The sequence below is a fragment of the Shigella sp. FC1544 genome, assembly GCF_001722145.1.
In the GTDB taxonomy this organism is placed as follows: domain Bacteria; phylum Pseudomonadota; class Gammaproteobacteria; order Enterobacterales; family Enterobacteriaceae; genus Escherichia; species Escherichia coli.
In genome coordinates, this window is record NZ_MECT01000031.1 from 1 (window position 1) to 11,664 (window position 11,664).

The 11,664-nt window shown below is 49.3% G+C and carries 9 protein-coding genes and 1 pseudogene; 3 read left to right on the top strand and 7 right to left on the bottom strand.

Annotation, left to right across the window (positions count from 1 at the left end; genetic code table 11):
• Nucleotides 1–277: transposase domain-containing protein (locus BGK49_RS02595; protein ID WP_024249094.1), on the bottom strand; the 277-nt coding region annotated here is incomplete at its 3' end.
• Nucleotides 278–362: 85 nt separating this feature from the next.
• Entirely contained in the window at nucleotides 363–2,009 is a 1,647-nt protein-coding gene (gene fumB / locus BGK49_RS02600; RefSeq protein WP_000066628.1) for a class I fumarate hydratase, read from the bottom strand.
• 199 nt (nucleotides 2,010–2,208) lie between these two features.
• Here fumB and manA point away from each other — a divergent pair, with 199 nt between their 5' ends.
• A complete protein-coding gene (manA, locus tag BGK49_RS02605; RefSeq protein WP_001170678.1) occupies nucleotides 2,209–3,384 on the top strand; it encodes a mannose-6-phosphate isomerase in 1,176 nt (391 codons plus the stop codon).
• 100 nt (nucleotides 3,385–3,484) lie between these two features.
• Nucleotides 3,485–4,993 carry a YdgA family protein gene (locus tag BGK49_RS02610; RefSeq protein ID WP_001043345.1) on the top strand — a complete coding sequence of 503 codons (1,509 nt, stop codon included), beginning with the start codon at nucleotides 3,485–3,487 and terminating at the stop codon, nucleotides 4,991–4,993.
• 225 nt (nucleotides 4,994–5,218) lie between these two features.
• Here BGK49_RS02610 and uidC read toward each other — a convergent pair whose 3' ends face one another.
• The 5 genes and pseudogenes from uidC to hdhA all read right to left on the bottom strand — a co-directional run.
• Nucleotides 5,219–6,484, bottom strand: coding sequence for a glucuronide uptake porin UidC (gene uidC, locus BGK49_RS02615; RefSeq protein ID WP_046891717.1), 1,266 nt, complete (start codon nucleotides 6,482–6,484; stop codon nucleotides 5,219–5,221).
• Between the two features lie 38 nt (nucleotides 6,485–6,522).
• Nucleotides 6,523–7,896, bottom strand: coding sequence for a glucuronide transporter (gene uidB / locus BGK49_RS02620; RefSeq protein ID WP_001075874.1), 1,374 nt, complete (start codon nucleotides 7,894–7,896; stop codon nucleotides 6,523–6,525).
• Nucleotides 7,893–9,704, bottom strand: coding sequence for a beta-glucuronidase (uidA, locus tag BGK49_RS02625; protein WP_000945931.1), 1,812 nt, complete (start codon nucleotides 9,702–9,704; stop codon nucleotides 7,893–7,895). The genes uidB and uidA overlap by 4 nt, the downstream gene beginning before the upstream one ends.
• 387 nt (nucleotides 9,705–10,091) lie before the next feature.
• Nucleotides 10,092–10,682, bottom strand: a complete 591-nt coding sequence (gene uidR / locus BGK49_RS02630; protein WP_024259613.1) for a DNA-binding transcriptional regulator UidR — start codon at nucleotides 10,680–10,682, stop codon at nucleotides 10,092–10,094.
• Nucleotides 10,683–10,910: 228 nt separating this feature from the next.
• Nucleotides 10,911–11,462: pseudogene (gene hdhA, locus BGK49_RS02635) on the bottom strand (7-alpha-hydroxysteroid dehydrogenase); the annotation flags it as partial.
• A 55-nt stretch (nucleotides 11,463–11,517) separates the two neighbouring features.
• On the opposite strand from hdhA, the gene BGK49_RS25115 reads away from it, so the two are divergent.
• The coding region (locus BGK49_RS25115) for an IS1 family transposase (RefSeq protein ID WP_001393286.1) at nucleotides 11,518–11,664 on the top strand (147 nt) is incomplete at its 3' end.

An 11,664-nucleotide genomic window follows, 5' to 3' on the forward strand; every position in this document is an offset into this window, starting at 1 on the left:
CGAAGGGGCGATTGCCCGGCAGCATGATGTCCAGGCGATTCACAATCTGGTGAAGAGGTTCTTTACGCTCAAGCGCCATGCCAACAATACACCAGACCATCATTTCGAGGGGAAGACGGCGCTTGCGTAGCGTTACAGTACCTGATTCGGCAAGGCAACGAGAGATGAGTTCGGGGTCGAGGTAATCCCCCAGAGAAGTCAGTGGGTTACGCAGAGAATCGTAACGGGATACCAGATCAAGAGCCTGTCCAATGTGCATAAAAAAATCCGGAAACAAGTGAGCGTTTCCGGATTCTTACACAGCCACTGGATCGGTCAACTGATCCTTAACTGATCGGCATTACACCGAAGGGCGGCTCTGTTTATTTCACACAGCGAGTGCACTGTGTGAGTTGTATCTGCTGGAAGAAGTCATTTCCTTTATCATCCACAAGGATAAACGCCGGGAAATCTTCCACTTCAATTTTCCAGATGGCTTCCATTCCCAGTTCCGGATATTCAACACATTCCAGGCTCTTAATACTTCCCTGCGCCAATACAGCGGCCGGACCACCGATACTGCCAAGGTAGAAGCCGCCGTGTTTTTTACAGGCATCCGTCACCTGCTGGCTGCGGTTGCCTTTCGCCAGCATGATCATACTTCCGCCCTGCGCTTGCAGTTGATCGACATAAGAATCCATCCGTCCGGCGGTCGTTGGGCCAAGAGAACCGGAGGCATAACCTTCCGGCGTTTTGGCCGGACCCGCGTAGTAAATCGGATGATCTTTAATGTACTGCGGCAGCCCTTCACCGTTATCCATCCGCTCTTTCAGTTTGGCGTGAGCAATATCACGACCGACGATAATCGTGCCGTTAAGCGATAAGCGTGTAGAAACGGGATACTGCGACAACTGTGCGAGGATCTCTTTCATCGGACGGTTAAGGTCAACGCGCACCGCTTCGCCTTCTCCCGCTTTACGCAGCTCTTCAGGGATATATTTACCTGGATTATGTTCCAGTTTTTCGATCCAGATCCCCTGACGGTTGATCTTCGCTTTGATATTACGGTCAGCAGAGCAGGAAACACCCATACCAACCGGACAGGATGCGCCGTGACGTGGCAGGCGAATCACGCGTATGTCGTGAGCGAAGTATTTACCACCAAACTGCGCACCCAGACCGAGATTTTGCGCTTCGATCAGCAATTCTTTTTCCAGTTCCACATCGCGGAATGCCTGACCGTGCTCATTCCCTTCCGTTGGCAGTTCGTCATAGTATTTAGCGGAAGCCAGTTTCACTGTTTTAAGGTTAGTTTCTGCAGAAGTTCCACCAATTACGAACGCAATATGATACGGAGGACAGGCCGCCGTACCCAGCGTGCGCATCTTCTCAACCAGGTAATTTTTCAGTTTCCCCGGCGTTAGTAACGCTTTGGTTTCCTGATAGAGATACGTCTTGTTTGCCGAACCACCACCTTTGGCGATACAGAGGAATTTGTACTCGTCGCCATCAACGGCATAAAGATCGATCTGCGCTGGCAGATTGGTGCCGGTATTCACCTCTTTATACATATCCAGCGGCGCGTTTTGCGAGTAGCGCAAATTATCTTCGATATAAGTGTTATAGACACCGCGCGCCAGCGCCGCTTCATCACAGCCACCGGTCCATACACGCTGCCCTTTTTTACCAACAATAATCGCAGTGCCGGTATCCTGACAGGTTGGCAGAACACCTTTCGCCGCGATGTCGGAGTTGCGCAGGAATTGCAGCGCCACATATTTATCATTTTCGCTGGCTTCCGGGTCACGCAGAATGTCGGCCACCTGTTGTTGGTGAGCCGGACGCAGCATAAATGACGCATCATGAAACGCCTGACGCGCCAACAGAGTTAACGCTTCGGGTGCGACTTTCAAAATCTCCTGCCCTTCAAATTCAGATACGCTAACGTGTTCGCTGGTTAGCAGGTAATACTCAGTATCATCTTTTTTGAGTGGAAAAGGAGCCTGATAATGAAAGGGTTTGTTTGACATTGTTCTCTCACTTACTGCCTGGTTTGGTTATGCTCTGGGCGGGTGTTCCGTTGCCCTGTAAAAAGCGAGTAACAATATCCTACACACTTTTTTAACAAAAACTGAGACTAGTACGACTTTTTTGCGGCTCCAGGTTACTTCCCGTAGGATTCTTGCTTTAATAGTGGGATTAATTTCCACATTAAAACAGGGATTGATCATGCAAAAACTCATTAACTCAGTGCAAAACTATGCCTGGGGCAGCAAAACGGCGTTGACTGAACTTTATGGTATGGAAAATCCGTCCAGCCAGCCGATGGCCGAGCTGTGGATGGGCGCACATCCGAAAAGCAGTTCACGAGTGCAGAATGCCGCCGGAGATATCGTTTCACTGCGTGATGTGATTGAGAGTGATAAATCGACTCTGCTCGGAGAGGCCGTTGCCAAACGCTTTGGCGAACTGCCTTTCCTGTTCAAAGTATTATGCGCAGCACAGCCGCTCTCCATTCAGGTTCATCCAAACAAACGCAATTCTGAAATCGGTTTTGCCAAAGAAAATGCCGCAGGTATCCCGATGGATGCCGCCGAGCGTAACTATAAAGATCCTAACCACAAGCCGGAGCTGGTTTTTGCGCTGACGCATTTCCTTGCGATGAACGCGTTTCGTGAGTTTTCCGAGATTGTCTCCCTACTCCAGCCAGTCGCAGGTGCACATCCGGCAATTGCTCACTTTTTACAACAGCCTAATGCCGAACGTTTAAGCGAACTGTTCGCCAGCCTGTTGAATATGCAGGGTGAAGAAAAATCCCGCGCGCTGGCGATTTTAAAATCGGCGCTCGACAGTCAGCAGGGTGAACCGTGGCAAACGATTCGTTTAATTTCTGAATTTTACCCGGAAGACAGCGGCCTGTTCTCCCCGCTGTTACTGAATGTGGTGAAATTGAATCCTGGCGAAGCGATGTTCCTGTTCGCTGAAACACCGCACGCTTACCTGCAAGGCGTGGCGCTGGAAGTGATGGCGAACTCCGATAACGTGCTGCGTGCGGGTCTGACGCCTAAGTACATTGATATTCCGGAACTGGTTGCCAATGTGAAATTCGAAGCCAAACCGGCTAACCAGTTGTTGACCCAGCCGGTGAAACAAGGTGCAGAACTGGACTTCCCGATTCCAGTGGATGATTTTGCCTTCTCGCTGCATGACCTTAGTGATAAAGAAACCACCATTAGCCAGCAGAGTGCCGCCATTTTGTTCTGCGTCGAAGGCGATGCAACGTTGTGGAAAGGTTCTCAGCAGTTACAGCTTAAACCGGGTGAATCAGCGTTTATTGCCGCCAACGAATCACCGGTGACTGTCAAAGGCCACGGCCGTTTAGCGCGTGTTTACAACAAGCTGTAAGAGCTTACTGAAAAAATTAACATCTCTTGCTAAGCTTATTAAAGGCTTATAACACCTTCAGGCGGCCAGTCCGCCTGATTTCATTTTATGGATAATCATTATGAATAAATCGCTGGTAGCGGTAGGCGTCATTGTTGCGCTAGGCGTAGTCTGGACAGGCGGCGCATGGTATACAGGCAAGAAGATTGAAACCCATCTCGAAGACATGGTCGCGCAGGCGAACGCGCAACTCAAACTGACAGCTCCTGAATCCAACCTGGAAGTGAGTTATCAAAACTATCATCGCGGCGTATTCAGCAGCCAGTTGCAACTGTTGGTGAAACCCATTGCCGGGAAAGAAAATCCGTGGATTAAAAGCGGTCAGAGCGTCATCTTCAACGAATCGGTTGATCATGGTCCCTTCCCGCTTGCCCAGCTTAAAAAACTGAACCTGATCCCGTCGATGGCATCAATTCAAACCACGCTGGTTAATAACGAAGTAAGCAAACCACTGTTTGATATGGCAAAAGGTGAAACGCCTTTTGAGATTAACTCGCGCATTGGTTACAGCGGTGATTCCAGTTCCGATATTTCGCTCAAGCCACTGAATTACGAGCAAAAGGATGAAAAAGTCGCCTTTAGCGGCGGCGAGTTCCAGTTAAATGCTGACAGAGACGGCAAAGCCATCTCCCTTTCCGGGGAGGCGCAAAGTGGTCGGATAGACGCAGTTAACGAATACAACCAGAAAGTGCAGTTGACCTTTAATAATCTGAAAACCGACGGTTCCAGCACGCTGGCAAGTTTTGGTGAGCGCGTAGGAAACCAAAAACTGTCACTGGAAAAAATGACCATTTCAGTGGAAGGCAAAGAACTGGCACTGCTGGAAGGCATGGAGATCAGCGGTAAATCGGATCTGGTCAATGACGGTAAAACGATCAATAGCCAACTGGATTACTCGCTAAACAGCCTGAAGGTACAGAATCAGGATCTGGGCAGCGGCAAGCTGACTTTAAAAGTCGGCCAGATTGATGGTGAAGCCTGGCATCAGTTCAGCCAGCAATATAACGCGCAAACTCAGGCGCTGCTGGCACAGCCAGAAATTGCCAACAATCCCGAACTTTATCAGGAGAAAGTGACGGAAGCCTTCTTTAGCGCCCTGCCGCTGATGTTGAAAGGCGATCCGGTGATTACTGTCGCGCCGCTAAGCTGGAAAAACAGTCAGGGTGAAAGTGCGCTGAATCTGTCGCTGTTCCTGAAAGATCCGGCAACGACTAAAGAAGCGCCGCAAACGCTGGCGCAGGAAGTAGATCGTTCGGTTAAATCTCTGGATGCGAAACTGACCATTCCGGTGGATATGGCAACTGAGTTTATGACTCAGGTAGCGAAGCTGGAAGGTTATCAGGAAGATCAAGCGAAAAAACTGGCGAAACAGCAAGTTGAAGGTGCATCAGCAATGGGGCAGATGTTCCGTCTGACCACCTTGCAGGACAATACCATCACCACCAGCCTGCAATATACTAACGGTCAGATAACGTTAAATGGGCAGAAAATGTCGTTAGAAGATTTTGTTGGCATGTTTGCGATGCCAGCTCTTAACGTTCCGGCTGTACCGGCAATTCCGCAGCAGTAATTCACGGCCAAAACGCCGGAGAATTTTCACTTCGGCGTTTTCATCTGAAAACAAACCAGAGATTGCCTGATGCGCTACGCTTATCAGGCCTACCTTTTCCTGCAACACTTTGAATTTATGAGTTTTTGTAGGCTGGATAAGGCGTTTACGCCGCATCCGGCATAAAAAACGCGCACTTTGTCAACAATCTGAAACGCCTGAGGTTTTTCTCTCCGGCGTTATTTCTTACTTCAGCATAAAGTCATACTGAATACTCATTTTCACATCCCAGTAATTCAGGCGATCGCCCAGCGTACTGCCATCGCGCTTTTCCCGCCCTTTATCGGCAGCAAGAAAGAAATTCATCCCTTGTAACGGCCCTTCGCTGACCCGATAGTTCATACCACCTAAGATACCCGTGCCTTCAATCCGCACATCTCGTTTACTGGATTCATAGCCGCGAGTCACAATCGGTGCAAATGTCAGTGTAAATTGCGGCGTTAAACGATAGTTGACGCCCAATTGCCAGGACTGCATTCCTTCACGGTTACGATCAAGACTTAATGAAAAGGGATAGCCAATGTCGGTATCCACCACGGCACCATTCATTGCATGGCGCAAATAACCACTACTGCCAAATACGCTTCCCCACGGCGCATTCCAGGTCAATTGTCCACTAACCAACGCCGTTTCATTGGGCTGGCTGGTATTACGACTTAAACCTTCGAGCTGCGCGTAAAAGCCGAGCAACTCCCCTTTCAACGTATAATTCGGGTCGAGCGGTATGCTTTTCTCGAGAATACTTTGTATCTGATTGGAAACATCTTTCTGTACCGATGCCCCCAGAGAATAGCGACTGGTATCATCATGCCAACTGGCGGCTAAAAAAGAACGTGCGCGATGTTTATCGTATTTTCCCGTCTGGCTGTTATACACCCCTTCATCACGAATACCGGTTGTTGAATCAGTCCATAAAAATACTCGTGAACGCCACATTCCCCACAGATCAATATTTGGTGTTAAAGCCCAATAACCTAATGCTCCTTCAGAAACTGTCGGTAATGTACGTTGCGAACTGCCAGCCATTAACGGAATACGATAAGGTAAGCTACCATAACTATAATCCGTCCCGATGCGACCTAATTTAAGCAGGCTATTTTCACAGGGTTTTATTTTTACTGCCCCCAGGGCAAAGCCAAAACTTTTATCACCATCAAGATACCACCGGGTACTCATATCAGCACGAGCACCTAATTTATAAACATAATATGCCCCGCCTTCAACGCCAATAATATTGGAATAATAACCACTATTGAAATCGAGCAATCCTCCCTGTACCCATGCGTAAATATCTCTTCCCGCGCCAGCACTGGGCTTATCCGCCCTGCGCAATTCGTTTTTCAGTCTGATGCGTAGTCCCGCTTCATCGTCAGCCAGTTGCGCCGCATAAGCAGAGGTAAGGCCAGAGGCAGCCGTCAGGCAAATAACGGCCATGGCCACTATTTTTCTCATAGTTGCACCTTTGATGTTCTGATTATTTTTATTGAATATTAATTAGTGATATCGCTGATTAATTGCTGCTGCACTTTTTTACGATTATCAATTTCAACCACGATTTCTTTGAATTTTTTATCCGTGAGCGGATAAAACCAGATAATAACGAATGCCAGTAGCATAAATCCGCAAGGTACTAAGGCAATTGATGTGCGGATGCCCATAATAACTTCCGGCGTTTGCACCTGATTGGCGATATATCCGCTTAATCCCAAAATAAAGGCAGGAATTGAACCTCCGATTGCCTGACCGCATTTACGGGTAAATGAGAATAGTGAATAGGTGAGCCCTTCAATTCGCACGCCGGTCAGGTATTCACCGTATTCTACGGTATCAGCTTCCAGTGCCCACATCACAGTCATAGTAACGCCCTGACCAATTGAAGCGATGGCCAACGCAACCAACGCCACCGGTAGTGACCAGACGGAAACCCAGAAGAATAGCAGATAACCGCAGGTTCCCAGCAAAGCGCCAATCAGGAAGATATTCTTTTTACCGCTCCTCGCGACCATCCCCGGCACCAGCGGTGCCGATGCCACAGTACCAACCAAGTTTTGCACCAGTACCAGCACAGTGAACAGCCCGGTATCATTTAACACATAGCGCTCGTAGAACAACGACGAGGCGCTGACCGCAAAGGTCGAAATCAGCACACACAGCGCACCGATGCACAACATAAACAGCGGGCGATTCCGTTTCAGGGTTTGCAGACTGATCTTCAATGACGGCTGCGCAACGATACGTACCACATTCTCACGCGTCGATTTGAAGCAGATGAAGTAAAGCACCATTCCGGCAATCGCCAGCACAATCGTCCAGAAATGGTATACCGACACCATCTCTTCCGGGCTGGAGTTCTTAATGCTCGGCCCTATCAGAAATGCCAGGCAGACAAAGGTCAATGAAGCGGCAATCCCACGAGCCGCGCCCAGACGGGCGCGGGATTGTGGTTGTTGGGTCATCGCGGTAGCAAGTGAACCATAAGGAATATTCACCAGGCTATAGCAAAGCCCGAGGCCCATGTAGGTCAAATATGCATACACTACTTTGCTGCTATGGCTCCAGTCGGTCGGTACCCAGAATACCAGCACGCTGAAGATCATTAACGGCGCAGTACCGAAGAGTAAAAACGGGCGGAATTTTCCCCAGCGGGTATTCACACTGTCCACCACTCGTCCGGCAAAGACGTCGGCGAAGGCATCGAATACCCGCACCAGTAACAGCATGGTGCCCGCCGCAGCGGCACCGACGCCAGCGACGTCGGTGTAGTAACTCAACAGGAAGAGCGCCCCCATTGCGAAGGCGAAGTTATTGGCGACGTCACCGAGGCTGTAGCCGACGATGGTGCGCCAGGAGAGTTGTTGATTCATTGTTTGCCTCCCTGCTGCGGTTTTTCACCGAAGTTCATGCCAGTCCAGCGTTTTTGCAGCAGAAAAGCCGCCGACTTCGGTTTGCGGTCGCGGGTGAAGATCCCCTTCTTGTTACCGCCAACGCGCAATATGCCTTGCGAGGTCGCAAAATCGGCGAAATTCCATACCTGTTCACCGACGACGGCGCTGACGCGATCAAAGACGCGGTGATACATATCCAGCCATGCACACTGATACTCTTCACTCCACATGTCGGTGTACATTGAGTGCAGCCCGGCTAACGTATCCACGCCGTATTCGGTGATGATAATCGGCTGATGCAGTTTCTCCTGCCAGGCCAGAAGTTCTTTTTCCAGTACCTTCTCTGCCGTTTCCAAATCGCCGCTTTGGACATACCATCCGTAATAACGGTTCAGGCACAGCACATCAAAGAGATCGCTGATGGTATCGGTGTGAGCGTCGCAGAACATTACATTGACGCAGGTGATCGGACGCGTCGGGTCGAGTTTACGCGTTGCTTCCGCCAGTGGCGCGAAATATTCTCGTGCACCTTGCGGACGGGTATCCGGTTCGTTGGCAATACTCCACATCACCACGCTTGGGTGGTTTTTGTCACGCGCTATCAGCTCTTTAATCGCCTGTAAGTGCGCCTGCTGAGTTTCCCCGTTGACAGCCTCTTCGCTGTACAGTTCTTTCGGCTTGTTGCCCGCTTCGAAACCAATGCCTAAAGAGAGGTTAAAGCCGACAGCTGCAGTTTCATCAATCACCACGATGCCATGTTCATCTGCCCACTCGAGCATCTCTTCAGCGTAAGGGTAATGCGAGGTTCGGTAGGAGTTGGCCCCAATCCAGTCCATTAATGCGTGATCGTGCACCATCAGCACGTTATCGAATCCTTTGCCTCGCAAATCCGCATCTTCATGACGACCAAAGCCAGTAAAGTAGAACGGTTTGTGGTTAATCAGGAACTGTTCGTCCTTCACTGCCACTGACCGGATGCCGACGCGCAGCGGGTAGATATCACACTCTGTCTGGCTTTTGGCTGTGACGCACAGTTCATAGAGATAACCTTCACCCGGTTGCCAGAGGTGGGGATTCACCACTTGCAAAGTCCCGCTGGTACCTTGTCCAGTTGCAACCACCTGCTGATCCGCATCACGCAGTTCAACGCTGACATCACCATTTGCTACCACCTGCCAGTCAACAGACGCGTGGTTACAGTCTTGCGCAACATGCGTCACCACGGTGATATCGTCCACCCAGGCGTTCGGCGTGGTGTAGACCATTACGCTGCGATGGATCCCGGCATAGTTAAAGAAATCATGGAAGTAAGACTGCTTTTTCTTGCCGTTTTCATCGGTAATCACCATTCCCGGCGGGATAGTCTGCCAGTTCAGTTCGTTGTTCACACAAACGGTGATACGTACACTTTTCCCGGCAATAACATACGGCGTGACATCGGCTTCAAATGGCGTATAGCCGCCCTGATGCTCCATCACTTCCTGATTATTGACCCACACTTTGCCGTAATGAGTGACCGCATCGAAACGCAGCACGATACGCTGGCCTACCCAACCTTTCGGTATAAAGACTTCGCGCTGATACCAGACGTTGCCCACATAATTACGAATATCTGCATCGGCGAACTGATCGTTAAAACTGCCTGGCACAGCAATTGCCCGGCTTTCTTGTAACGCGCTTTCCCACCAACGCTGATCAATTCCACAGTTTTCGCGATCCAGACTGAATGCCCACAGGCCGTCGAGTTTTTTGATTTCACGGGTTGGGGTTTCTACAGGACGTAACATAAGGGACTCCTCATTCAAATAAAAATACTGGTCAACCTTTAATCTGACTGGTTAACCAATTCTGTGTTGCACACAGTTATCTGTGAGAAACCCATGGAAGAGAAATGGAAATAAAAAGAACTGACACCGCGATCAAAAAACCAAAATCTGCAATACGCACAGCGTGATATAGATCGCATTAATCTTTAAAACAGCGTTGACAGAAGCCATAAAATAAGCAATCGAACGTTCGTTCGGGCATCTTGAGAACGATAAACTCTCATGACATATGGCTACGGTGAATATTTTTGGGGGGAATTCTCCGATCCCGGCTAGATTGTATTTTGTACAGGGAAATTAAAGTATGAAACGCGGGCACAGTTATCACCAGCCCGCGAAATGAGAGGATCAGGATGCGGTTAAGATACCGCCAATCATCGCGCGTAATCCCTGAGCAAACGACGCTTCGCGCGCCAGATCTTCCGCTTCGATATCGGCCAGTACACCGTAGGTCAGATCCAGCAGTAAACGTGAAGTCATTGACGTGTTGATGTCTGGGCTTATCTCGCCTTTTTGCTGGGCATCACGCATCCGCTGGGCAACAAATTCAGTGATCGTCATATGCTTATTTTTAAGCATGGCGGCGACCTGTGGGTTACGCATCCCTTCCGCCATAATTTCGACCACCAGCGCCCGTTGCCCAAAGGCTTCATGGGTGAGAGAGACAATAGACTCGACCATATAGTCAACAAAATGAATCCCTTCAATCGGTTCCCGGAAACGGGCCAGCGCCCTCTCCTGGTCCTGTAAGATAATCGCCTGAATCAAGGCTTCTTTGGAGATGAAATGGTGATAAAGCGTCCCGGGACTAATGGCGCAGGATTTACAGATGGCTTTCATCGAGGCACTGTGAAATCCATTTTCTGAAAAAATCTCTCTGGCAGCATTGAGGATCCGGGGCCGTGTCGGTTGTGCTTCAGTCTGCATGTTATCCATCATTAAACCATTATAGTTAGCGTGAATAACTAGTTTACCGCGTTGTCAGGTGAGCGCCTATCATTGCTGTTGAATAGTGCGAAGGCACACTCTATTCGTATGCTTTTCATCCAGCTATTGGTTAACCAATAGCCGTGATTTGGCTGCCAGTTGTTTAGCAGAGACGTTGATGAATTGCACACGCTATCCCGGTAAACAACACATACGGCTGTTTACCGGTTCGTTAGTGTATTAATTGAGCTCCTGTACCCCACCACCGGAGACGGTGAGAATTTGTCCGCTTACCCAGCTGGCTGCAGGCGAGCAAAGGAACAGCGCCGCGTTAGCAATATCTTGCGGTTGACCCAGACGTCTGATCGGCGTGTGCTGTAACATTTTTTGTTCAATTTCTGGTGTAATAACGGATTTCAGGGCATCGGTTAATATTGCCCCCGGCGCAATGCCATTCACCCGAATATTTTTTTCACCCAGGTCAAATGCCATATTTCTGACCAGATGACTGGCCGCAGCTTTAGATGATGCATAGGAAGTCATGTTTATATTTTTATTTTCTGCCGCCATAGAAGTGATGGTCAGAATAACGCCACCGCCATTTTTTTCCATTTCTGGCGCAACAAGTTGTGACAGATGGAAAAAAGAAAACACATTCAGTTCATAAGCACGGCGAAAATCCGCCATTGGCATATCAAACGGTTTAGGTCCACCGCCACCGCCGTTGTTAACCTGAATATCAACTTTACCCAGCTTACTGATAGCAAAGTCTGCCAGTGCAGAGAGTTCCTGGGTGATGCTGCCAACTTACTGATTTAGTGTATGATGGTGTTTTTGAGGTGCTCCAGTGGCTTCTGTTTCTATCAGCTGTCCCTCCTGTTCAGCTACTGACGGGGTGGTGCGTAACGGCAAAAGCACTGCCGGACATCAGCGCTATCTCTGCTCTCACTGCCGTAAAACATGGCAACTGCAGTTCACTTACACCGCTTCTCAA